Here is a 22,688-nt window from a genome sequence, read left to right as displayed (position 1 = left end):
CGCTGCGCGACATCCGAGTGGACCACGACGGGGACGTGACGATCGTGACGATGGCCCGACCCGACCGGCACAATGCGGTCGACGGCGGCATGTCGCGTGAGCTCGCCGACGCCTTCCGGGCGTTCGAGGCCTCCGACGCGAAGGTGGCGGTGCTCGCGGGCGACGGGCCGTCGTTCTGCGCCGGCGCCGACCTCAAAGCCGTCGGGACCGATCGCAGCAATCCGCTGAATCTGGAAGGCGACGGCCCGATGGGGCCGACGCGGCTCGATCTCGACAAGCCGGTGATCGCAGCGATCAACGGGCACGCTGTCGCCGGCGGACTGGAGCTGGCCATCTGGTGCGACCTCCGCGTCGCCGACGACGACGCCACCCTCGGCGTCTTCTGCCGCCGGTGGGGTGTGCCGCTGATCGACGGCGGAACCATCAGGTTGCCACGGTTGATCGGACACAGCCGCGCGATGGATCTCATCCTCACCGGCCGCGCCGTCGACGCCGCTGAGGCACTCAGCTTCGGCCTCGTGAACCGGGTGGTGCCTGCAGGCACGGCACGGCAGGCGGCGGTGGCGCTGGCGCACGACATCGCCCGGATGCCCGACACCTGCATGCGCGGCGACCGTCGGTCGGCGCGCGCGCAGTGGTCCGACACGGAGGAGACTGCGCTCCGGCGCGAGTTCGCGATCGGCATGACCTCCTTACGGGCCGACGGCGTCGGCGGCGCCGGACGATTCGCCTCCGGGAAGGGGCGCGGCGGCTCGTTCGAGGACATCTGACGGCGACGCCTGTCGACCGGCCCGGCCACGCAGTAGGGTCGAGTTCATGAGCGCTGCCACATCTCCGGAGACCTTCGCTGCACCGATGCTGCGCGCGCTGGAACGGTCCGACCTGCCCTATGTGCACGCGCTGTTCAACGACCCGGAGGTGATGCGGTACTGGTTCGAACCGGCGCACGCCACCATGGCCGATCTCGACGACGGCTTCGACCGGCGGCGCGGCAGCGACCATGAGCGACGATTCATCGTCGAGACGGCCGGTCGGCGGGTGGGACTGGTGGAATTGATGTACATCGATCCGATTCACCGGAACTGCGAGTTCCAGATCATCATCTCGCCGAGCGAACAGGGGCGCGGCTACGCCAGCGCAGCGACCCGGCGTGCCGTCGACTTCGCGTTCCGGACGTTGAATCTGCACAAGGTGTGGTTGCTGGTCGACACCGCGAACGTCGCGGCGGTGCACGTTTACGAGAAGGCGGGGTTCGCCGTCGAAGGTGTGCTGCGGCAGGAGTTCTTCGCCGATGGGGTGTACCGTGACGCGACCCGGATGGCGATCTTCGCCGACGACTGGCTCGCGCCCGGCGGGGAATGACGGGTGCGTGCCCGGCTCCTCGAGATCGCGGTGCTTCTCGTCTGTGCCGTGACCACGCTGGGGGTCGTCGCGCCGACAGCGTCGGCGAGGACTGAACTCCCGGTCGTCTACAACTTCCTCGCAGGCATCGGTGCGGAGCTGGCCGACCCCGGCGGATCGCTGCCCGGCACCAACGACTTCTCGTGTGTCCCGACGGTGCAGCATCCGCGTCCGGTGGTGCTGCTGCACGGCAGCGGCGGCGGACGGCAGACCAACTGGGCGACGCTCGCCCCGGTGTTGACGAACGCGGGCTATTGCGTCTTCGCACCCACCTACGGCGCAGTGTCGTCCGTGTGGCCGGCGTCTGCGCTCGGCGGGTTGGGACCGAAGATCGACAGCGCCTGGGACGTCAAACGATTCGTAGATCGCGTCATGGCGGCGACGGGCGTCGAGCAGGTCGATCTCGTCGGCCATTCGCTCGGCACGGAGATACCCACGTACTGGATGAAATACCTCGGCGGTCGCGGTCATGTGGCGCACTACGTGTCACTGGCGCCGTACTGGAAGCAGGGGCCGGACGACGACGATGCGCGCGGCGAGGCGATCGCCGCCTTCCGCTCGCGACTGGGCATTCCGGCGCCTGTCCGGCCGGAGTGCCGCGACTGCCGGACGCCGCCGCGGGACCTGAACTTCAACCGAGCGGTGCGCATCCCGACGCCCTACCTGCCGGGCGTGCGGTACACGAACATCGTCACCCGGGACGACGAGATCGTCACGCCCTACACCGCCGGTCTTCTCGACGGTCCGCCCGGGACCAGCGTGCGCAACATCGTGGTGCAAGACGGCTGCCGTCTCGATCACTCCGACCACCTGTCGATCACCTCGAACCGCCGCAGTGCCGCACTCGTACTGAACGCGCTCGACCCGGCACACCCCGTGCCGGTGCCGTGCGTTCCGGTGGCTCCGGTGACCGGTGGCTGACCGCGATCCTGGCGTCTGCCCGGACCAGATTCCCCGCTGGGCGTCACGGTTGTCGGAAGAGACAATGCCGGCGCTCAGCGGGGAACATGATCCGGGATCGGCGGGTCATCCGGCCGCCGCGGATCCCGATCGCGCGTAGCGTCGATGCCATGAGCGACTACCAGCCCGAACCCCTGACCGACCGTGATGCCGACGCGCAGACGTCGGGCGCGTGGACCGTCGTTGACGGCGCGCTCGTCGCGACGTTCCGACCGGGCACCATGGTGCGCGGCCTCGACATGGTGACCGCGGTCGTCGCGGCCGCGGAAGAGGCGAACCATCACCCGGACATCGACCTGCGCTATCCGACGGTCACGTATCGTTTGACCACCCACAGCGCGGGTCAGCTGACGTCATACGACGTCGCGCTCGCCCAGCGAATCGACGCGATCGCGGCCGAGAAGGAGATCGAGGCCGCGTAGCCTGGTCCGATGTCGGTACAGGCCACCTGTTCCCTCAACTTCGACAGACCGCCTGGTCAGGCCCGGCGTCGGTCACGATCACGACGCCGTCCACTCGGATTCTGCAGTGGTGTCCGGTCGACCCACGTACGGCGATGTACAAATTCTGCGTGGTCTGTGGGGTGGCGTTCAAAGACATTGCGTATCTGCCGGCAGCGTTTGAATAGCTGAGCGTGTACGACTGCCAGGCGCCGGGCGAGTAGGCGATCTGGACGGAGGAGGTGTCTGCCTCGACCGTCAACAACACTTGCGGCGCCTGCTGCCGGGGTACGGTCGTAGCGGTCGTCGATGTCGCGAGCGTGCTCGTCGGCAACTCCGCAGTCGATTTCTGAGCCGTCGGCGTGGGCAGAGTGGCAGTCGAAGTGTCGTCATCAGGATCGAAGAGACCTTCGCAGGTCAGCATCCAGCGCCCAGACGATCGGCGCCATTTCTGCGTTTCGCTGTCCCCGCTGGTTTCGGTGACAACGGTGCCGGAGTCGCCGACTCCTTGACTGAGATAAGACGCGTCGCTTTCGACTGTTCGTCGGGGGTGGTGCCGAATCCTCCGAATGCCTCGGCAAACCCTTTGATCGTTGCCGCGCATGCAGGTACGGCCCACCGATCGAAGAATGCCAACACCTCCTCCTCGGGGTTACCGCGTGCTTCGAGTCGCTCGCCTTCGCGCAACATGCGCGTCGCTGCGGACCGCAGTGACTCGCCCTCGTTGGCTGCTGGATGCGCAGTCGGTTCGCGGGTGTCAGAAGTTCCGCGACCGAGGAGGTACCCGAGACCGACAGCGATGACGAGCAAAAGAACGGCGATGACTCCGCCGAGAGTCCAAAGCAACCTTCGACGCGAATTGTTCGAAGTGGTGTCTCTCGTTACGGCAGTGCGACCTTCGTCAAACGTCATACGAGAAAGATAGGCGATAGGCCCGACATCACCTCTTTGAAAGGTTCACGGAGGGGGCACATCGCCCGCGTAGCCTGGCGACCATGCCGACGCCCGAATACGTCCTCGCCCTGCGCAAGCACATCGGTCACGACCCGCTGGTCCTCATCGGGGTCACCGCGGTGATCCTGCGAGAGACATCGGACGGGGTCGAGGTCCTGCTGGGGCGGCGGTCGGACAACGGCGCGCTGGCGCCGATCACCGGGATCGTCGACCCCGGTGAGGAGCCCGCGGTGGCCGCGCGGCGGGAGGCGCGCGAGGAGGCCGACGTGGAGATCGTCGTCGAGCACCTGGCCTGGGTGCATCAACTGCCTCGGCGCACGCACGTGAACGGCGATCAAGTGGACTACCTCGATCTGACGTTCCGGTGTTGCTGGGTCAGCGGCGAACCGCGGCCTGCGGACGGCGAACTCACGGAGGTCGGATGGCAGTCGGTCGACGACCTCGCTGACGTGGCGTCCGATGATCTGCGGGAGCGGATCCGGCTGGCGGTGGCGGCGACCGGGGAGACGGTGTTCGCGCGGGAGTAGGGGGCGAATGGTGTTGTGTGTCAGGAGGTTTCGTGGAGGGGCGGTCTCGATACACCGCTTGCTCGCTGCGCTCGCAGGCGGCACTCGACCAGCGTAGGGGGAGTCGCTTGCCTGTGCTTGCAGGCGGCACTTGACCAGCGTGACGGGGCGGTGCTCGCGCGGCGTAGAGGCTATCTCAGGAAGGTGGAGGCTGCGTCGGCGATGTCGAGGAGCCACTGGGGGAAGATGCCGAGGACCAGGGTGACGGCGGCGGAGACGGCGATCGGGATCGACGTCAGCAGGCTCGGGGTCACCACATCGGGCGCCTCCTCGGGATTCTCCGCGTCGGCGAAGAACATCGCGACAATGACTCGGATGTAGAAGTAGGCGGCGATCGCGCTGCACACCACACCGACGATGACCAGCGTCCACGCCCCGTCGTGCCCCGCCGCGTTGAAGACCGCGAACTTCGCGATGAAGCCGCTGGTGAGGGGAATCCCGGCGAAAGACAGCAGAAACAGCGACATCATCGCGCCGACGAGCGGGCGTCGACGGCCCAGTCCGGTCCAGGCGTCGAAGTCGGTGGCCTCGCGGCCGGTGGCGTCGCGCACCACCGACAGCAGCGCGAACGCGCCGAATGCGGACACCGCGTAGGCGGCCACATAAAACAGGGTGGTCGAGACTCCGGCCTCGCTGATGGTCACGGCGCCGACGAGCGCGAAGCCGACGTGGCTGATCGACGAGTACGCGAGCATGCGTTTGATGTCGTGCTGCGTCACGGCCATGACGGTGGCGATCACCATCGTCGCGATCGCGACCACCCACAGGGCGGGTCGCCAATCCGACTCGAGCGACGGAAACGCCACGTGCAACACCCGGAGCAGCCCGCCGAACGCGGCGACCTTGGTCGCCGACGCCATCAGCGCCGTCACCGGGCTCGGCGCCCCCTGATAGACGTCGGGGATCCACGAACCGAACGGGACGGCACCGACCTTGAACAACAGCCCGACGGCGATCAATGCCATGGCGAGCAGGGCCAGCATGTGGTCGGACGCCTCGCCGGAGGCGGTGCCCGCGACGGCGGCTCCGATGTCGCCGAGGTCGACCGACCCCGTCGCGCCGTAGGCGAACGCCGCGCCGAACAGGAAGATCGCGGATGAGAACGCGCCGAGCAGGAAGTACTTGAGCGACGCCTCCTGGGAGAGCAGTCGACGTCGACGGGCCAGCGCGCACAGCAGATACAGCGGCAGCGACAGCACTTCCAAGGCGATGAACATCGTCAGCAGGTCGCCGCACGCGCCGAACAGCATCATGCCGCCGACGGCGAGCAGAGCCAGCGGATACACCTCGGTGGTGACGGTCCCGGAGCGGCCGGCGATCAGCTCGTCGGGGGAGCCGGGGACCGTCGCACCGGACGGGGTGAACGCGTCGGCGGGCAGGTCGGCATCGTCGACGATCGACCCCTCGGCGTCCCGACCGGAGGCGGTGACGGAGATGCGGGCCCCGGCCGCGGTCTGGACCTCCACCGGCGCCCAGACTCGGTCGAGTCGTCGCTCACCCATGATCAGGACCGCACCGAGGGCGACCACCAGGACCGTGCCCTGCAGGAACAGGGTGGGACCGTCGATGACGACCGCTCCGGACATCGCGTCGGAGGCGCCGTCGGTCCGGAACGACGCGACGACGAAACCGAGCGCGATCATGGACGCGATCAATCCGACCGAGGCGAGTGCCAGCTGGACGCGGTACCGGTGCGCGGCCGAGGCGAACGCTTCGACCAACACCGCGACCACCGCCACGCCGAACACGATCAGCATCGGCGACAGGCGGAAGTAGTCGATGCTGTGGGGATCGAGAGCGAGTGCGGTCATCGTGCCTCCTCCGCCGTCGGTGCGGGATCGTGCTGCTCGACCTGGTGGGCTTGGTGCTCCACCGCCGGATTGATGTAGTCGAGGGCCAGTCTCGGGAAGAAACCCAACACCAGCAGGCCGATGAGCAGCGGCGCGACGACCACCTTCTGCCGCAGATCCAGATCGCGGATCGGTGCGTCGGACTGATCGACGGTGACGCTCTTGCGCTCCGGGCCGCCCATCATCCGCTGATAGGTCCACAGGATGTACATGGCCGACAGGACCAGGGCGATCGAGGCGATGATCGCCGCGACCGGATACCGCGTGAACGTCCCGATGATGACCAGGAACTCGCTGACGAACGGCGCCAGACCCGGCAGCGACAGCGTCGCCATGCCCGCCACGAGGAACGTCCCCGCGAGGATCGGCGCGATCTTCTGCACCCCGCCGTAGTCGGCGATCAGTGCGCTGCCGCGCTGCGACACCAGGAACCCGGCGATCAGGAACAGCGCCGCGGTGGAGAGCCCGTGGTTGACCATGTACAGCGCCGACCCGGACTGGCCCTGACTGGTGAGCGCGAAGACACCCAGCACGATGAAGCCGAAGTGCGAGATGGAGGTGTACGCGATCAGCCGCATCACGTCGCGCTGACCGATCGCGCAGATCGCGCCGTAGACGACGCTGACGACGGCGAGCGCCGAGATCCACGGCGCGAACGTCTCCGCCGACTCCGGGAACAGGCCGAGGCAGAAACGCAGCATCGCGAACGTGCCGACCTTGTCCATCACCGCCATCATCATCACGGCGGCGGCCGGTGTGGTGGAGACGGCGGCGTCGGGCAGCCAGGTGTGCAGCGGCCACAGCGGCGCCTTGACGGCGAACGCGAACAGGAACCCGAGGAACAGCACGTTCAGGGTGGTCGACGACGCGTCGAGCCTGCCGGTCGCGGCGGCATCGGACAGGTCGATGAAGCTGAACGTGCCATTGCCGTCCGGGCCGAGTCCGGAGCGCGCACTCACCACGTACAGGCCGATCACCGACGCCATCATGATGAGTCCGCCGAACAGGTTGTACAGCAGGAACTTCACCGCGGCACGCGAGCGGACCCTCTCCTCGGCGGGACCGAAGCCGCCGATGAGGAAGTACATCGGCACCAGCATGGCTTCGAAGAAGATGTAGAACAGCAGGACGTCGGTGGCGACGAAGCTCATCAACACCATCGCCTCGACCGCCAGCATCAGTGCGATGTAGATGTGGGTGCGGCGCGCATGGCCGGAGGCGGTGCTCACGTCGCGCCAGCCGGCGAGCAGCAGGATCGGGGTCAGCACCACGGTCAGCAGGATCAAGACGAGGCCGATCCCGTCCAACGCCAGGGTGTAGCGGGCGCCGAACGCAGGGATCCAGCTGACGTCTTCGACGAGTTGGAAGCCGCGGCCGTCCGACGAGAAGCGGGTGGCGACGATGACGGCCCACACCAGGGTGAGGATCGACGCGCCGAACGCGACGTGTTTCGCGTTCTCGGAGCGGCCGGCCGGCATCAGCATGACGACCAGGGATGCGACCGCGGGCAGCAGCCACAGCACCGTCAACCAGGGCATCGCAGTCACAGCACGCTCACCACCAACGAGAGGGCGGCCACCACGACGGTGCCCGCGAGGATCGACAAGGCGTACGACCGGACGAAACCGTTCTGACTGCGCCGGGTGACGTCCGACAGCTCGACCACTGCGGTGCCGACGCCCGACGTCGCCGCGCCCAGACCCCGGTCCTCGAGCTGAACCAGCCCGGTGATGAGCGTCTGACCCGGCGCAGCGATCGCGCGTTCGTTGAACAGATCGCCGTAGAGGTCGGCGCGCGCGGCGCGGGTGAGCCCCGAGACCTCGGCCGGAGCGGTCTCCGGGATCGCGGCACGACCGTACTGGTTCCACGCGATGCCGACGCCGATCAGCACCACGACGAGGACGACGACCGTGACGACCCACGACGGCAGCGGACCCTCGTGCTCGCCGGCGGAGCCGACGACGGGGGAGAGGAAATCGGTGAGGGTCCCGCCGATGGCGAGCAGGCCGCCGGAGAACACCGAGCCGACCGCGAGGACGATCATCGGCCCGGTCATCGACGAGCCCGACTCGTGTGGTTTCGCGTCCGACGCCCAGCGGCGGTCTCCGAAAAAGGTCATCGCCATGACCCGGGTCATGTAGAACGCGGTGATGCCTGCGCCGGCGATCGCCGCGAGCCCGAGGATCCACCCGCGGACGCCGCCGGAGCTGAGCGCGGCCTCGATGATGTGGTCCTTGGAGTAGAAGCCCGCGAACGGCGGGACGCCGATGATCGCCAGATAACCGAGCCCGAAGGTGACGAAGGTGATCGGCATGACGGTGCGCAGGCCACCGAGCTTGCGCATGTCCGTCTCGTCGTTCATCGCGTGCATCACCGACCCGGAACCGAGGAACAGTCCCGCCTTGAAGAAGCCGTGCGTCAACAGATGCAGGATGGCGACCGCATAACCTGCCGGGCCCAGGCCCGCGGCCAGCACCATGTAGCCGATCTGACTCATGGTCGACGCGGCGAGGGCCTTCTTGATGTCGTCCTTCGCGCAGCCGATGATCGCGCCGAACAGCAGGGTCACCGCACCGACCACCACGACGCCGGTCTGCGCATGCGGCGCCAGATTGAACAGCGGCGCCGACCGGGTGATGAGGTAGACGCCCGCGGTGACCATGGTCGCGGCGTGGATGAGCGCGGAGACCGGTGTCGGACCCTCCATCGCGTCGCCCAGCCAGGCCTGCAGCGGCACCTGGGCCGACTTGGCGCACGCACCCAGCAGCAGCATGAAGCAGATGAAGGTGAGGGTGGCTTCCGAGCCCGTGGCGGCTGCGCCGAAGACGCCGTCGAAATCGACGGCGCCGAACGTCGCGAACATGAGGGCGAGTGCGATCACCATCCCGATGTCGCCGACGCGGTTCATCACGAACGCCTTCTTGGCCGCGGTCGCCGCCACCGGCTTGTGCTGCCAGAATCCGATCAGCAGGTACGACGCGAGACCCACGCCCTCCCAGCCGAGATAGAGACCAAGATAGCTGTCGGCCAGGACCAGGATCAGCATGGCGGCGACGAACAGGTTCAGATAGGCGAAGAACCGGCGACGACCCGGATCGTGGGCCATGTAGCCGATCGAATAGACGTGGATCAACGTCCCGACGACGGTGATCAGCAGGACGAAACACATCGACAGCTGATCCAGCAGCAGGGCGGCGTCGACCCGGAACGAGCCCGCGCCGATCCAGTCGTAGGCGCCGCTGGTGACGCTCCGGGCGGCCTCGTCGCGACCGATCATGCCGATCCACATCGCGATGCCGAGGATCGCCGACGCGGCCGACAGTCCGGTGGCGAGCAGATGTCCCCAGCGGTCGGTGCGCCGACCGCCGACGAGCAGAAGGAGTGCTCCGGCGGCGGGCAGTCCGGGGACCAGCCACAACAGGGTGCTGGTGAGCTCAGAACTCATGTCACCGCCTCAACAGGTTCGCGTCGTCGACCGAGGCCGACTTCCGAGTGCGGAAGATCATCATGATGATCGCCAGACCGACGACGACCTCGGCCGCGGCGACCACCATCGTGAAGAACGCGATCACCTGGCCGTCGAGGGTGCCGTGCATGCGGGCGAACGTCACGAACGCGAGGTTGCCCGCGTTGAGCATCAGCTCGACGCACATGAACACCACGATCGCGTTGCGTCGGATCAGCACGCCTGCCGCGCCGATGGCGAACAGGAGCGCGGACAGGAACAGATAATTGGCGGGATTCATCGGTGGTCCTCCAGCTCCGAGTCCGAGCCGGCGGCGCCGGTCACCTGATCGGGGGTCGACTCGTCGTGGCCCGCGGACTGACTCCGGAGTTCCCGAGCGCTCAAGTCGCGAGCGGTGATCATGGCGTTGACCGACAGCGACGACGGGCTGCCGTCGGGTTCGCGCGCAGGCACGTCGACGGCGTTGTGCCGGGCGTACACCCCGGGCGGCGGCAGCGGAGTCGCATGCGACCCGCTGGCGAACCGCTCGATCGACAGCTCGCGCTGACCGCGTCGCGGTCCCAGACGCGGTCGGTGCGCGAGGACCATCGCGCCGAGGGTCGCGGTGATCAGCAGGGCGCCGGTGAGTTCGAACGCCCACAGGTAGCGGCCGAAGATCAGCTCCGCGAGCGCGCGGATGTTCTCGTTCCCGCCGGTGCTGAGCCCCGTCGAAGCCGCTGATCCACGGCTGTAGTCGGGGGCTCCGGCGAACACGCTGAGCGTCGCGCTGCCGATCGCGGCGATCAGCAGGACAGCGAATCCGAGACCCAATCCCACGGCGGACAGTCGTTGCCCCTTGATGGTCTCCACCAGCGACTCGGACGAGTCGACGCCGATCAGCATGAGCACGAACAGGAACAGCATCATCACTGCGCCGGTGTAGACGACCACTTGCACCACGCCGAGGAACAGCGCGCCCTGCATCACGTAGAAGACGGCCAGGATGATCATCGTCATCGCGAGGAACACCGCGGAGTAGACGGCCTTGGGACTCAGCACCACCCCGAGCGCGCCGATCACGACGATCACGCCGAGCACCCAGAAGGTGATCGCCTCGGTGCTCGAGGTTCGGGTCAGCTCCTGCGCCAGCAGCAGTCCGGTCATGCGTCGCTCGGTTTCTTCAGCCCGTCGGCCCCGACGTCGCCGCGGTAGTAGTTCTCCGGGCGGGCGCCGTCGGCCATCGGGTGCGGCGGCGGGGTCATCCCCGCCAGCATGGGGGCCAGCAGGTCCTGCTTCTCGTAGATCATCCCGGCGCGCGTGGGGCCGGCCATCTCGTAGTCGTTGGTCATCGTCAGTGCCCGCGTGGGACACGCCTCGATGCAGAGACCGCAGCCGATGCACCGCAGGTAGTTGATCTGGTACACGCGTCCGTAGCGTTCACCGGGCGAGTAGCGGCCCACCTCGGTGTTGTCGGCGCCCTCGACGTAGATCGCGTCGGCCGGACACGCCCATGCGCACAGTTCGCAGCCGATGCACTTCTCCAGCCCGTCGTCGTACCGGTTGAGCTGGTGGCGTCCGTGGTAGCGCCGTGACGTCGGCTCCTTGTGCTCCGGGTACTCCTCGGTGATGGTCTTGCGGAACATGCCGCCGAACGTGACACCGAAGCCGGCGAGCGCGTCGGGAATCCGGAACAGTGACGAGTCGGGCTTGGACGACCCGGAACTCGTGGACGACTCAGACATGCGGGGCCTCCTCTGCAGATCGGGTGGTGGGTGTGGTCGCGGTGGATCCGATCCGCGGTGCCGCCGTCGGCAGCACCTGACCGGGCATCGGCGGGACGGGGAAGCCGCCGGCCATCGGATCGAAGGGCTTGTCGGTCGCGGGCGGAGGCGGGGCGGCGGCCCCGCCGACGGTGACCCGTTTGATCGCGATGAGCAAGGGCACCGTGACGACGATGCCCGCGACGGCGAGGACCAGGCTCGACGTCCATGTCGACGCATCGCGCAAGGCCTCGTGTATCACGGCGACGACCATCACCCAGCCGAGCGCGAACGGGATGAGGACCTTCCAGCCCAGACCCATGAACTGGTCGTAGCGCAGGCGCGGAAGCGTGGTGCGGAGCCAGAAGAAGACGAACAGGAACGCCCACATCTTGATGGTGAACCACAGCAGCGGCCACCACCCGGAGTTGGCGCCGTCCCAGATCGACAGCGGCCACGGCGCCTGCCAACCCCCGAGGAACAGCGTGGTCGCGAGCGCGGAGACGGTTGCCATGTTGATGTACTCGGCGAGCATGAACATGGCGAACTTGAGCGACGAGTACTCGGTGTGGAAGCCGCCGACCAGTTCGCCCTCGGCTTCGGGGAGGTCGAACGGCGCGCGGTTGGTCTCACCGACCATCGAGATCGCGTAGATGATGAACGACGGCAACAGCAGCAGTCCGTACCAGTGATGCACCTGCCCCGCGACGATCTCCGACGTCGACATGGTCGTCGACAGCAGGAACACCGCGGCGAACGTCAGACCCATCGCGATCTCGTACGAGATCACCTGCGCGGTGGAGCGCAGAGCGCCGAGCAGCGGATAGGTGGAGCCCGACGACCAGCCGGCCAGGATGATGCCGTAGACGCCGATCGACGCCATGGCGAGCACGTAGAGGACGCCGATCGGCAGGTCGGTGAGCTGCAACGGCGTCCGGTGCCCGAACACCGAGACCTCCGGGCCCATGGGGATCACGGCGAACGCCATGATGGCGGGGACCACCGAGATCACCGGCGCCAGGAAGTACAGCACCTTGTCGACGCTGAACGGCGTCATGCCCTCCTTGAGCGCCAATTTCACGCCGTCGGCGAGCGACTGCAGGGCGCCGTGCCAGCCGACGCGGTTGGGGCCGATCCGGTACTGCATCCGCGCCATGATCTTGCGTTCGGCGAGGATGCCGACCAGCACCGTGAGGACGAGGAACGCGAAGATCGCGATGCCCTTGGCGAGGATCAGCCACCAGGCGTCGTGCCCGAAGCTGTCCAGGTCGGGGAAGACGGTCTGCGCCGTCGTCGACTCAGTCACCGGTGCCTCCCTCGGCAGCGACCCGGTCGGGGTCGGTCGTGGCTGCCGAGATCGCGACGACGGCACCCGGCTGCACCCGCAGCATCGGGCACACGCGTGACCCCGGTGAGTTCATCGGCAGCCACACCACGCGGTCGGGCAGCTCGGTGACCGTCAGCGGGAGCGTGATGGCCCCGTGGTCGGTGCCGACCCGGACGGGGGCGCCGTCGACCGCCCCGATCTCGGCGGCGGTGGCCGCGGACAGGCGAACGGTGGCCGCGCGGGCGGTGCCCGCCAGATGCGGTTCTCCGTCCTGCATCCGGCCGAAGTCCAGGAGCATGCGCCACGAGGCGAGGATCGCTTCGCCGCTGCCCGGGACCGGAGCCTCGGCGAGACCCGTCGGAGCGGGCAGGTGCCGCTCGTCGTGCCAGGCGCCGATGTCGCCGAACTCGGCGTGGATGGCTGCGGTGTCGTCGCAGTGCAGGTCGACGCCCATCTCGCGGGCCAGCGCGTTCAGGACCCGGTGGTCGGCGAGCGGGAGCGTGCCCCCGTCGCCCTGCGCGGGCGGCAGCGCGACGTCGAACTGGCGCGGGCGTCCCTCCCAGTCGACGAAGGTGCCTGCCTTCTCCGCCACCGCGGCGACCGGCAGCACCACGTCGGCGTGCGCGGTCGCGGCACTGTGCCGCATCTCCAGGCTGACGACGAAGTCGGCCGATGCCAGCGCGGCGTCGGCGGCGGCGGGATCGGGCAGGTCGTCGAGTTCGACGCCGCCGATCACCACCGCGGACAACTCGTCGGCGGTGAGGGCGGCGAGCATGCCTGCGGTGTCGCGGCCGGGTGTCGCCGGTGGCCGGGTGCCCCACACGGCGGCGAGGTCGCTGCGCGCGCGGTCGGAGGACAGCGGTCGGCCGGCGGGGAGCAGGTTGGGGGCCGCGCCCACGTCGAGCGCGCCGCGTTCACCGGCGCGTCGTGGAACCCAGGCGAGGCGGGCACCGGTGGCGGCGGCGAGGTCGGCGGCCGCGGTCAGCGCGCCGGGGCACCCGGCGAGGCGCTCCCCGACGAGGAGCACCGCGCCGGGCGCCGCGAGCAGCTCGTGCAGACGGGCGTCGCGCAGCACCGCGGCTTCCCGTCCGGGCACGCACTGCAGAAGGGTGCCACCGAGTTTGGTGACGCCGGGGCTTGCCCACGGGGCGACTGAGTACACGCTCTGCCCGTGGCGACGGACGGCCTTGCGCAGCCGCAGGAACAGCACCGGGCACTCCTCTTCGGCTTCCAGCCCGGCGAGGAGCACAGTTGGCGCCTTCTCGAGTTCGGCATAGGTGAGTCCGATGCCGCTGCCCGCGACGTGCGCGGCGAGGAAGTCGGCTTCCTCCGCCGAATGCAAGCGCGCGCGGAAGTCGACGTCGTTGGTGCCGAGCACCACGCGAGCGAACTTGCCGTAGGTGTATGCGTCTTCCACGGTGCTGCGGCCGCCGAGCAGCACGCCCGCCCGACCGCGCGCCCGGGTCAGTCCGCGGGCCGCGACCGACAGCGCGTACGACCACGCCGCCTCATGGAGTTCGCCGTCGTCGCCGCGGACCAGCGGCCGGGTGATCCGGTCCGGTCGGGTGGTGTAGGTGAACGCCCAGCGGCCCTTGTCGCAGTTCCACTCCTCGTTGACTTCGGGGTCGTCGCCCGCCAGGCGACGCAGCACCGTGCCGCGCCGGTGATCGGTCCGCTGTGCGCAACCCGCCGCGCAGTGCTCGCAGACGCTGGGCGAGGAGATGAGGTCGAACGGCCGCGACCGGAACCGGTAGGCGGCGCCCGTGAGCGCCCCCACCGGGCAGATCTGCACGGTGTTGCCGGAGAAGTACGACTCGAACGGCTCCTCGGCATACGCACTGACCTGTTGCAGTGCACCGCGCTCGGCCAACTCGATCAGCGGGTCGCCTGCGATCTCGTCGGAGAACCGAGTGCAGCGTGCGCACAGGACGCAGCGCTCGCGGTCCAGGAGCACTTCGCTGGAGAGGGCGACCGGCTTGGTGTAGGTCCGTTTCACACCGCCGTAGCGCGACACCGGCCGTCCCGCGGTCATCGCCTGGTTCTGAAGCGGGCACTCGCCGCCCTTGTCGCAGGTGGGGCAATCGAGCGGATGGTTGATGAGGAGCAGTTCCATCACGCCCTCCTGCGCACGCTTGGCCGCGTCGGAGGTGTGCTGGGTGCGGACGATCATCCCCTCGGTGGCCACGATGGTGCATGACGCCATCGGCTTGCGTTGTCCCTCCACGTCCACCAGACACTGTCGGCAGGCGCCCGCGGGGGCGAGGAGCGGGTGGTCGCAGAAGCGGGGGATCTCGACCCCCACCAGTTCGGCGGCACGGATCACCAGCGTCCCCTTCGGCACGCTGACCTCGGTGTCGTCGATCGTCAGCGTGACCATGTCGTCGGGCACCGGCGCCGAACCGTCGGCGCGGGTGGAGTCGGCAGCGGTCATCGGGCGCCTCCTGCGAACACGGTGGCCTTCGACGGGTCGAAGGGACAGCCGCCGGGATGGCCGTCGTGGGGGAAGTGCGCGAGGTACTCGTCGCGGAAGTACTGGAGGGAACTGGTGATCGGCGCGCCCGAGGCGTCGCCGAGGGCACAGAACGACTTCCCGACGACGCTGTCGGTGATCTCCAACAGCGTGGTGAGGTCGTCCTCGGTGGCGTCGCCGGCCTCCAGCCTGCGCATCATCTGCACCATCCAATAGGTGCCCTCGCGGCACGGGGTGCACTTGCCGCACGACTCGTGCGCGTAGAACTCGGTCCACCGCAGGACCGTCCGGACCACGCACACGGTGTCGTCGAAGATCTGCAGGGCTTTGGTGCCGAGCATCGACCCGGCGCCGCCGACGCCCTCGTAATCAAGCGGGATGTCGAGGTGATCGGGGGTGAACATCGGTGTCGACGAGCCGCCGGGCGTCCAGAACTTGAGCTCATGCCCCTCGCGGACGCCGCCCGCGCGTTCGAGGAGCTCGCGGAGCGTCACGCCCAGTGGCGCCTCGTACTGGCCGGGGCGCGTGACGTGCCCGGACAACGAGTACATGGTGAAGCCGGGCGACTTCTCGGTGCCGAACTCGCGGAACCAGTCCGCTCCGTTGCGCAGGATGGCCGGGACGCTCGCGATGGATTCGACGTTGTTGACCACCGTCGGACTGGCGTACAGACCGGCGACGGCCGGGAACGGCGGCCGCAGTCGCGGCTGACCGCGTCGCCCCTCCAGGGAGTCGAGCAGTGCCGTCTCTTCGCCGCAGATGTAGGCGCCTGCGCCGGCATGAACGACGAGGTCGACGCCGAATCCGGAGCCGAAGACGTCCCGACCGAGGAGTCCGGCGTCGTACGCCTCCCGCACCGCGGTCCGCAGCCGCCGGACCACACCCGCGACCTCGCCGCGGACGTAGATGAACGCATGGCTCGCGCGGATCGCATAGGCGGCGATGACGACGCCCTCGATCAGCGTGTGCGGCGTGGCCAGCATCAGCGGCATGTCCTTGCAGGTGCCGGGCTCGGACTCGTCGGCGTTGACGACCAGATAGTGCGGGGTGCCGGTCCCGCCCGGCTTGTCGCCCTGCGGGATGAACGACCACTTGGTGCCGACCGGGAAACCCGCGCCGCCGCGGCCCCGCAGGCCGGAATCCTTGACCAGGCCGATGACCTCGTCGGGTGTCATCCGGAGCGCGGCCTTGAGCCCCTGGTAGCCGTTCTGCTGCAGGTAGTTGCGCAGGGTCCAGGACTCGGGCTGGTCCCAGTACCTGCTGAGCACCGGAACCTGGGTGGGTTCGGGCGTGGACGACGGCAGGCTGACGGCGATCATGACTGCGCCTCCTGGGCCTCGGAGCCGGGCAGTTCGGGCGTGGGTTCCGGGTCGACGCCGGCGAGGAGCCGGGCGGCCTGCCGGAAGGTGCACAGCGTGGACGGGCCCCGGCTCGGGGCTCGCGCGACGCCGTTGCGCAGGTCCGCGACCAGTTGCTGAACCGATTCCGGCGTCTGGTTGTCGAAGAACTCCCAGTTCACCATCACCACGGGGGCGAGATCGCACGCTGCATTGCACTCGATGTGCTCGACGGTGACGCGGCCGTCGTCGGTGGTCTCGCCGTCGGCGATGCCGAGCGAATCGGTCAGCGACGACATGATCTCGTCGCCGCCCATCACCGCACACAGGGCGTTGGTGCACACACCGACGTAGTAGTCGCCGGTCGGTTCACGGCGATACATCGTGTAGAAGGTGGCGACCGAGGCGACCTGGGCGGGCGTCAGATCGAGTTGCTGTGCGCAGAACTCGATGCCCGCGCGGGTCAGGTAGCCGTCGTGGCCCTGCACCAGGTGCAGCAGCGGCAGCAGCGCCGATCGGGCCTGAGGATACTTGGCGATGATCGTCGCCGCGTCCGCGGCGAGTGCGGCCGTGTCGGCGGCCGAGTAGGCGTCGGGGCCGTCGAACTCGACGGGCGGGTGGGGCGTTCCGGTGGAGAACGTCGGGACGTCCGGCGGACCGACGGTCACTTCCACGAAGACCGGCTCGTTCATCGGTCGACACCTCCCATCACCGGGTCGATGCTCGCCACGGAGGTGATCACATCGGCCACCAGTCCGCCTTCGCACATGGCGGCGACGGCTTGCAGATTCGTGAACGACGGGTCGCGGAAATGCACGCGGTACGGGCGGGTGCCGCCGTCGGACACCAGGTGGACTCCCAATTCGCCGCGCGGCGACTCGATCGCCACGTAGCACTGACCGGCGGGGACCCGCATGCCTTCGGTCACGAGCTTGAAGTGGTGGATCAGCGACTCCATCGACATGCCCATGATCTCGGCGATGTGCTCGGGCGAGTTGCCCATCCCGTCCGGACCGACCGCGAGGTCGGCGGGCCACGCCAGCTTGCGGTCGGCCACCATCACCGGTCCGGGTTCCAACGCGGCGAGGCACTGGCGGGCGATGCGGATCGACTGCTTCATCTCCTCGACGCGGATGAGGTAGCGCCCGTACGAGTCGCAGCCGCTGTCGGTGATGACGTCGAAGTCGTAGTTCTCGTAGCCGCAGTACGGGTCGGACTTGCGCAGGTCGTAGGGCAGCCCGGTGGACCGGAGCACCGGGCCGGTGATGCCGAGCGCCATGCATCCGGTCAGATCCAGATAGCCGACGCCCTGAGTTCGGGCCTTCCAGATGTAGTTCTCGGTGAGGAGCGCCTCCACCTCGCGGATCTGGCCGGGCAGCGCGTCGAGCGTGTCGGAGATCTTCTGCTCGGCGCCCTCCGGCAGGTCCTGTGCGATACCGCCCGGCCGGATGAACGCATGGTTCATACGCAGGCCGGTGATGTCCTCGAAGAGGTCGAGGATCCTCTCGCGGGCGCTGAACCCGAGGAACATCGGCGTCACCGCGCCCAACTCCATGCCGCCGGTCGCCAAGGCCACCAGATGCGACGAGATGCGGTTGAGCTCCATCAGGAGCACGCGGATGACGGAGGCACGCGGCGGGATGTCGTCGGTGATGCCGAGGAGCTTCTCCACCGCCAGGCAGTAGGCCACCTCGTTGAAGAACGGCGACAGGTAGTCCATGCGCGTCACGAACGCGACGCCCTGCGTCCACGTGCGGTATTCGAGGTTCTTCTCGATGCCGGTGTGGAGGTAGCCGATCCCGCAGCGGGCCTCGGTGACGGTCTCGCCGTCGATCTCCAGAATCAGGCGAAGCACGCCGTGCGTCGAGGGGTGCTGGGGTCCCATGTTGACGACGATCCGCTCGTCGTCCGGACCTGCGGCGGCGCGCTCGCGGACGGCACGGACGACGTCGTCCCAGTCGCGTCCGCTGGCGGTGAAGGTGGTCTGGCCGGTCATCAGAAGTACCGCCTCCGCTCGTCGGGCGGCGCTATGGTCGTGCCCTTGTACTCCACCGGGATGCCGCCGAGCGGATAGTCCTTGCGCTGCGGATGCCCCTCCCAGTCGTCCGGCATCTCGATCCTGGTCAACGACGGATGGCCGTCGAAGACGATGCCGAAGAAGTCGTAGGTCTCGCGCTCGTGCCAGTCGTTGGTGGGATAGACCGGCAGCAGGGTGCTGATGTGCGGATCGGAGTCGGGGACCGCGACCTCCAGGCGCATCCGCCGGTTGTGGGTGATGGACCGCAGCGGATAGACCGCGTGCAGTTCGCGGCCGGTCTCGTCGGGGTAGTGCACGCCGCTCACCCCGAGGCACAGTTCAAAGCGCAGCGACGGCTCGTCGCGCAGGGTGGCGGCGACCGGCAGCAGATGGGTTCGGGCGACGAAGACGGTGAGGTCGCCGCGATCGACGACCACCTTGTCGACGGCGTCGTCGAAGGCGATGTCGCGGCGGGCGAGACCGGCTTCGAGCTCGTCGACGATCTCGTCGAAGTAGCCGCCGAACGGGCGAGACATGGTGCCGGGCATCGGGATCGGCGTCACCAGGCGGCCGTAGCCCGAGGTGTCACCGGTGTCCTGCGCGCCGAACAGCCCGTGGCGGGTGCCGATCACCGCGCGGTCGGAGGCGGGGCGGGAGACCTCCTTGCTCATCGCAGCAGCCCCTTCAGCTCCAGCGTCGCCGGGGCCGACAGCGCGGCGGTCTCGGTGGCCTTGATGATCTCCTCGCGGTGCACGCCCAGCGGCATCTCCTGGATCTGCTCGTGGAGTTTGAGGATCGCGTTCAGGAGCATCTCCGGACGCGGCGGGCAGCCGGGAAGGTAGATGTCGACCGGGACCACGTGGTCCACGCCCTGGACCACCGCGTAGTTGTTGAACATGCCGCCGGACGACGCGCAGACGCCCATCGCCAGGACCCACTTGGGTTCGGCCATCTGGTCGTAGATCTGGCGCAGGACCGGAGCCATCTTCTGGCTCACGCGGCCGGCGACGATCATGAGGTCTGCCTGCCGCGGCGAGGCGCGGAACGCCTCCATGCCGAACCGGGCGAGGTCGTAGCGGCCGGCGGTGGTCGCCATCATCTCGATCGCGCAGCACGCCAGTCCGAAGGTCGCGGGCCAGAGCGACCCCTTGCGCATGTACCCGGCGAGCTTCTCGACAGTGGTCAACAGGAAACCGCCCGGCAGTTGCTCCTCGATGCCCATCGCTGTGCCTCCTTGGTGCAGTGCGTCGTGTCCCGCGGGAGCCGCCCGGGGCTGTGGGTGGGCGGTCCGCGTCGTGCGTATTCGGTTGAGAAGTCGGGGTCCGGAACTCGGGCGTGCTCGCCTGTCAATCCCAGCGGAGCCCGCCGCGACGCCACTCGTAGGCGTAGGCGACGGAGACGTTGACGATGAAGAGGGCGACGGCGATCAAGCCGAACCAGCCGAGGCTGTTGGAGGCGACCGCCCACGGGTAGAGGAAGACGATCTCGATGTCGAAGATGATGAACAGCATGGCGGTGAGGTAGTACTTCACCGGGATGCGCTGAACCAGGCCTGCGCTCGGCGGGAGCGTCTCGATGCCGCACTCGTAGGCTTCGAGTTTGGCTCGGTTGTAGCGGCGCGGTCCGACGACGGACGAGATGACCACCGAGACCACGGCGAACGCCACCGCGATGGCACCGAGTACGAGGATCGGTCCGTAAGCGTTCATGCCCGCTGCGCCTCCACTTCTCCGGGGAGTCCGAGACTGTCGTCACGTTGACTATTTCGTGTGACTCAATCCACACCCTACTCACGTAATTGCGTGTGCTGTGGGACTTCTCGGTGAAATCGCGGTGCCGGGCGGTGTGGCCTGCACCGGAGCGGACGAGGAAACGCGGATGCGGGTTCTCAGGGGCTATCGGAGGGCGGTCGTTGCGGGATATAACGACAACGTCCGGGGCCGCACAGTGGCCCGCACTCACGCATCCGACAGGACGTATCCCCGGTGACTCGACTCGCGCAGACTCCCGACTTGACTGAGTTCCAGACCGACGTGCTCGCCGCGGTACGGACGTTCGTCGACAAGGAGATCATTCCGAACGCGCAGGAGCTGGAGCACTCCGACACCTATCCGCAGGCGATCGTCGATCAGATGGCGGAGATGGGGCTGTTCGGTCTGATGATTCCGACCGAGTACGGCGGGTTGGGCGAGTCGCTGCTGACGTACGCCCTGTGCGTGGAGGAGTTGGCGCGCGGTTGGATGAGCGTCTCGGGGGTCATCAACACGCACTTCATCACCGCGTACATGATCCGCCAGCACGGGACCGACGAGCAGAAGCAGCGCTTCCTGCCGCGTATGGCGACCGGCGAGGTGCGCGGCGCCTTCTCGATGTCCGAGCCGGAGCTCGGATCCGACGTCGCGGCGATCCGGACGCGTGCCGTCCGCGACGGCGACGACTATGTGATCAACGGCCAGAAGATGTGGTTGACGAATGGCGGCACGTCGTCGCTGGTGGCGGCATTGGTGAAGACCGACGAGGGGGCCGAGAAGCCCCACCGGAATCTCACGACCTTCCTCATCGAGAAGCCGGCGGGCTTCGGCGAGGTGGTTCCCGGCATCACGATCCCGGGGAAGATCGAGAAGATGGGCTACAAGGGCATCGACACCACCGAGCTCGTCTTCGACGGCTATCGGGCACCCGCCACAGACATCCTCGGTGGCGAGCCGGGGAAGGGCTTCGGTCACATGATGGACGGCGTCGAGGTGGGGCGCGTCAACGTCTCAGCTCGCGCCTGCGGTGTGGCCCTGCGCAGTTTCGAGCTCGCGGCGGCCTACGCGCAGCAGCGCCGCACCTTCGGGAAGCCGATCGTCGACCACCAGGCGATCTCGTTCAAGCTCGCGGAGATGGCGACCAAAGTGGAGGCGGCCCATCTGATGATGGTGAACGCCGCTCGGCTCAAGGACTCCGGCGATCGCAACGATGTCGCCGCAGGCATGGCCAAGTATCTCGCCAGCGAGTACTGCGCCGAAGTGACGCAGGAGAGCTTTCGCATTCACGGCGGGTACGGCTACTCCACGGAGTACGAGATCGAGCGACTCATGCGGGAGGCACCGTTCCTGCTCATCGGTGAGGGCACCAGTGAGATCCAGAAGACCATCATCAGCAAAGGGGTGCTGCGTAGCTACGGCCTCTGAACCGGCTGGTTCAACAGCCCGACCACGGTCCGCGGCAGCTCCAGGGGGTCGATGGGGAGGGTCGCGGTGGCGTCGGCGCGTGACCAGTCGGCGAGCCACCGGTCGGCCTTCCGCGCGATCAGCACCAGCAGCGGGGGACACGGCTCGTATTCGTCACGGATCTGCTTGGCGAGGCCGATGCCGCCGGTGGGTGCGGCCTCCCCGTCCAGGATCGCGAGGTCGACGGCGCCCCCATCGAGGTGCGACAGCACCGTCGGCGCCGTCGCGACCTCGATGAACTGCAGGTCGGGCAGATCCGGGTGCAATTGTTCGCCGAGCGCTCCGAACACCTGCCGCCGCGTGTTCGGATTGTCCGAGTACACGAGCACGCGGAGCGTCACACGATTGTCTGCGGGGGAGGAAGCCGGGCTGGTCACACCCTCGACCCTAGTGCGGTGCGGACGAACCCACGGTCGTTTCGTCCTGCCCGCATCGGTGAGTCCGTCACCGCCCGTAGCGATAGCGGCACGCCGCGATTCGGACCTCGCGGCGGTCACCTGGTGTTCCGGTGACGGTCGTCCCCAAGCTGGTCGAGTGCTGCCTGCGAGCGGAGCGAGTACGCAGTTATCGAGACCGTCGTGCGCTGGAATCACCGGCCTTACGCTGCCATCAGGTGGTGATCGCGGCAGTGCTCCGCCGGTTTGAGCCGCAGCCGCCTCCATGGCGGGAAGCGGTGGTTGTCGGCGAGGCTCCGTCCGAGAAGATCCCAGCTGAGAACTGCCCGCTCAGGCGCTTCCGACGGAACATTGCCGCCGGAAGGTGCTGACCAGGCAGTTTTCAGCACCATGTGAGAGTAGGCGGAGCGCAACAAGCACGTGGTCTTATCGAGATTCGCGGTCACGCACCACTTCCCGTCGAGTCGCACCACTTGTGGTTCTCGCGCTTCGTCGCGACCAAGTGCGGGAACCACAAGTGGTGCGACTGGCAGCGATGTGGTGCGGTCACC

Annotated in this window: 21 protein-coding genes; 6 read left to right on the top strand and 15 right to left on the bottom strand. The window is 68.1% G+C overall.

Going from position 1 to position 22,688, the window contains the following annotated elements; genetic code table 11:
• Window positions 1-2 precede the first annotated feature (2 nt).
• The 5 genes from GH2_RS14580 (at window position 3) to GH2_RS14555 (ending at window position 4,282) form a co-directional block, all read left to right on the top strand.
• Window positions 3-770 (top strand): crotonase/enoyl-CoA hydratase family protein, encoded by a 768-nt coding sequence (locus tag GH2_RS14580; RefSeq protein ID WP_157086103.1) that lies wholly within the window; start codon window positions 3-5, stop codon window positions 768-770.
• A gap of 46 nt (window positions 771-816) precedes the next feature.
• A complete protein-coding gene (locus tag GH2_RS14575) occupies window positions 817-1,362 on the top strand; it encodes a GNAT family N-acetyltransferase (protein ID WP_066169444.1) in 546 nt (181 codons plus the stop codon).
• Window positions 1,363-1,410: 48 nt separating this feature from the next.
• Window positions 1,411-2,322 (top strand): esterase/lipase family protein, encoded by a 912-nt coding sequence (locus GH2_RS14570; protein WP_244885392.1) that lies wholly within the window; start codon window positions 1,411-1,413, stop codon window positions 2,320-2,322.
• A 149-nt stretch (window positions 2,323-2,471) separates the two neighbouring features.
• Window positions 2,472-2,783 (top strand): 4a-hydroxytetrahydrobiopterin dehydratase, encoded by a 312-nt coding sequence (locus GH2_RS14565; protein WP_066169610.1) that lies wholly within the window; start codon window positions 2,472-2,474, stop codon window positions 2,781-2,783.
• Between the two features lie 1,013 nt (window positions 2,784-3,796).
• Window positions 3,797-4,282, top strand: a complete 486-nt coding sequence (locus tag GH2_RS14555) for an NUDIX hydrolase (RefSeq protein ID WP_066169439.1) — start codon at window positions 3,797-3,799, stop codon at window positions 4,280-4,282.
• A 170-nt stretch (window positions 4,283-4,452) separates the two neighbouring features.
• On the opposite strand, the gene nuoN is transcribed toward GH2_RS14555, so the two are convergent.
• The 14 genes from nuoN to GH2_RS14485 all read right to left on the bottom strand — a co-directional run bounded on the left by nuoN (window position 4,453) and on the right by GH2_RS14485 (window position 20,236).
• A complete protein-coding gene (nuoN, locus tag GH2_RS14550; RefSeq protein ID WP_066169437.1) occupies window positions 4,453-6,132 on the bottom strand; it encodes an NADH-quinone oxidoreductase subunit NuoN in 1,680 nt (559 codons plus the stop codon).
• Window positions 6,129-7,709, bottom strand: coding sequence for an NADH-quinone oxidoreductase subunit M (locus GH2_RS14545; RefSeq protein ID WP_066169607.1), 1,581 nt, complete (start codon window positions 7,707-7,709; stop codon window positions 6,129-6,131). Before GH2_RS14545 ends, nuoN begins: the two co-directional genes overlap by 4 nt.
• A 5-nt stretch (window positions 7,710-7,714) precedes the next feature.
• Window positions 7,715-9,616: an NADH-quinone oxidoreductase subunit L gene (gene nuoL / locus GH2_RS14540; protein ID WP_066169435.1), complete on the bottom strand. Its 1,902-nt coding sequence runs from the start codon at window positions 9,614-9,616 to the stop codon at window positions 7,715-7,717.
• Between the two features lies 1 nt (window position 9,617).
• Window positions 9,618-9,917, bottom strand: a complete 300-nt coding sequence (gene nuoK / locus GH2_RS14535; protein ID WP_066169433.1) for an NADH-quinone oxidoreductase subunit NuoK — start codon at window positions 9,915-9,917, stop codon at window positions 9,618-9,620.
• A complete protein-coding gene (locus GH2_RS14530; RefSeq protein WP_066169431.1) occupies window positions 9,914-10,780 on the bottom strand; it encodes an NADH-quinone oxidoreductase subunit J in 867 nt (288 codons plus the stop codon). Before GH2_RS14530 ends, nuoK begins: the two co-directional genes overlap by 4 nt.
• A complete protein-coding gene (nuoI, locus tag GH2_RS14525; protein WP_066169429.1) occupies window positions 10,777-11,358 on the bottom strand; it encodes an NADH-quinone oxidoreductase subunit NuoI in 582 nt (193 codons plus the stop codon). Before nuoI ends, GH2_RS14530 begins: the two co-directional genes overlap by 4 nt.
• Complete coding sequence (gene nuoH, locus GH2_RS14520) at window positions 11,351-12,682, bottom strand: NADH-quinone oxidoreductase subunit NuoH (RefSeq protein WP_066169427.1); 1,332 nt, start codon at window positions 12,680-12,682, stop codon at window positions 11,351-11,353. Before nuoH ends, nuoI begins: the two co-directional genes overlap by 8 nt.
• A complete protein-coding gene (locus GH2_RS14515; RefSeq protein WP_066169425.1) occupies window positions 12,675-15,134 on the bottom strand; it encodes an NADH-quinone oxidoreductase subunit G in 2,460 nt (819 codons plus the stop codon). Before GH2_RS14515 ends, nuoH begins: the two co-directional genes overlap by 8 nt.
• Window positions 15,131-16,492 (bottom strand): NADH-quinone oxidoreductase subunit NuoF, encoded by a 1,362-nt coding sequence (nuoF, locus tag GH2_RS14510; RefSeq protein ID WP_066169423.1) that lies wholly within the window; start codon window positions 16,490-16,492, stop codon window positions 15,131-15,133. The genes GH2_RS14515 and nuoF overlap by 4 nt, the downstream gene beginning before the upstream one ends.
• A complete protein-coding gene (gene nuoE / locus GH2_RS14505) occupies window positions 16,489-17,202 on the bottom strand; it encodes an NADH-quinone oxidoreductase subunit NuoE (RefSeq protein WP_066169421.1) in 714 nt (237 codons plus the stop codon). The genes nuoF and nuoE overlap by 4 nt, the downstream gene beginning before the upstream one ends.
• Window positions 17,199-18,506, bottom strand: a complete 1,308-nt coding sequence (gene nuoD, locus GH2_RS14500) for an NADH dehydrogenase (quinone) subunit D (protein WP_066169419.1) — start codon at window positions 18,504-18,506, stop codon at window positions 17,199-17,201. Before nuoD ends, nuoE begins: the two co-directional genes overlap by 4 nt.
• A complete protein-coding gene (locus GH2_RS14495; RefSeq protein WP_066169417.1) occupies window positions 18,506-19,198 on the bottom strand; it encodes an NADH-quinone oxidoreductase subunit C in 693 nt (230 codons plus the stop codon). The genes nuoD and GH2_RS14495 overlap by 1 nt, the downstream gene beginning before the upstream one ends.
• Window positions 19,195-19,749, bottom strand: a complete 555-nt coding sequence (locus GH2_RS14490; protein ID WP_066169415.1) for a NuoB/complex I 20 kDa subunit family protein — start codon at window positions 19,747-19,749, stop codon at window positions 19,195-19,197. The genes GH2_RS14495 and GH2_RS14490 overlap by 4 nt, the downstream gene beginning before the upstream one ends.
• Window positions 19,750-19,873: 124 nt before the next feature.
• Window positions 19,874-20,236: an NADH-quinone oxidoreductase subunit A gene (locus tag GH2_RS14485; RefSeq protein ID WP_066169413.1), complete on the bottom strand. Its 363-nt coding sequence runs from the start codon at window positions 20,234-20,236 to the stop codon at window positions 19,874-19,876.
• A 276-nt stretch (window positions 20,237-20,512) separates the two neighbouring features.
• Between GH2_RS14485 and GH2_RS14480 the strand changes: the two genes are divergently transcribed.
• Entirely contained in the window at window positions 20,513-21,703 is a 1,191-nt protein-coding gene (locus GH2_RS14480) for an acyl-CoA dehydrogenase family protein (protein ID WP_066169411.1), read from the top strand.
• Here GH2_RS14480 and GH2_RS14475 read toward each other — a convergent pair.
• Entirely contained in the window at window positions 21,691-22,119 is a 429-nt protein-coding gene (locus GH2_RS14475; protein WP_066169409.1) for a DNA-binding transcriptional response regulator, read from the bottom strand. The two genes, GH2_RS14480 and GH2_RS14475, sit on opposite strands and share 13 nt — an antisense overlap.
• Between the last annotated feature and the right edge of the window lie 569 nt (window positions 22,120-22,688).

The sequence above is a fragment of the Gordonia hydrophobica NBRC 16057 genome, from assembly GCF_001592365.1.
GTDB lineage: Bacteria > Actinomycetota > Actinomycetes > Mycobacteriales > Mycobacteriaceae > Gordonia > Gordonia hydrophobica.
The sequence above is the reverse complement of the archived record's forward strand: the minus strand, read 5'-3'. Positions and strand labels throughout refer to the sequence as shown.

Excerpts from the sequence above, each read along its gene's own strand:
- nuoD (WP_066169419.1), bottom strand. The coding sequence starts at position 18,506 with ATGACCGGCCAGACCACCTTCACCGCCAGCGGACGCGACTGGGACGAC.
- GH2_RS14485 (WP_066169413.1), bottom strand. The coding sequence starts at position 20,236 with ATGAACGCTTACGGACCGATCCTCGTACTCGGTGCCATCGCGGTGGCG.
- nuoE (WP_066169421.1), bottom strand. The coding sequence starts at position 17,202 with ATGAACGAGCCGGTCTTCGTGGAAGTGACCGTCGGTCCGCCGGACGTC.
- GH2_RS14575 (WP_066169444.1), top strand. The coding sequence starts at position 817 with ATGAGCGCTGCCACATCTCCGGAGACCTTCGCTGCACCGATGCTGCGC.
- GH2_RS14555 (WP_066169439.1), top strand. The coding sequence starts at position 3,797 with ATGCCGACGCCCGAATACGTCCTCGCCCTGCGCAAGCACATCGGTCAC.
- GH2_RS14515 (WP_066169425.1), bottom strand. The coding sequence starts at position 15,134 with ATGACCGCTGCCGACTCCACCCGCGCCGACGGTTCGGCGCCGGTGCCC.
- nuoF (WP_066169423.1), bottom strand. The coding sequence starts at position 16,492 with ATGATCGCCGTCAGCCTGCCGTCGTCCACGCCCGAACCCACCCAGGTT.
- nuoK (WP_066169433.1), bottom strand. The coding sequence starts at position 9,917 with ATGAATCCCGCCAATTATCTGTTCCTGTCCGCGCTCCTGTTCGCCATC.
- GH2_RS14545 (WP_066169607.1), bottom strand. The coding sequence starts at position 7,709 with ATGCCCTGGTTGACGGTGCTGTGGCTGCTGCCCGCGGTCGCATCCCTG.
- nuoI (WP_066169429.1), bottom strand. The coding sequence starts at position 11,358 with ATGTCTGAGTCGTCCACGAGTTCCGGGTCGTCCAAGCCCGACTCGTCA.
- GH2_RS14565 (WP_066169610.1), top strand. The coding sequence starts at position 2,472 with ATGAGCGACTACCAGCCCGAACCCCTGACCGACCGTGATGCCGACGCG.
- nuoL (WP_066169435.1), bottom strand. The coding sequence starts at position 9,616 with ATGAGTTCTGAGCTCACCAGCACCCTGTTGTGGCTGGTCCCCGGACTG.
- GH2_RS14495 (WP_066169417.1), bottom strand. The coding sequence starts at position 19,198 with ATGAGCAAGGAGGTCTCCCGCCCCGCCTCCGACCGCGCGGTGATCGGC.
- nuoN (WP_066169437.1), bottom strand. The coding sequence starts at position 6,132 with ATGACCGCACTCGCTCTCGATCCCCACAGCATCGACTACTTCCGCCTG.
- GH2_RS14530 (WP_066169431.1), bottom strand. The coding sequence starts at position 10,780 with ATGACCGGACTGCTGCTGGCGCAGGAGCTGACCCGAACCTCGAGCACC.
- GH2_RS14490 (WP_066169415.1), bottom strand. The coding sequence starts at position 19,749 with ATGGGCATCGAGGAGCAACTGCCGGGCGGTTTCCTGTTGACCACTGTC.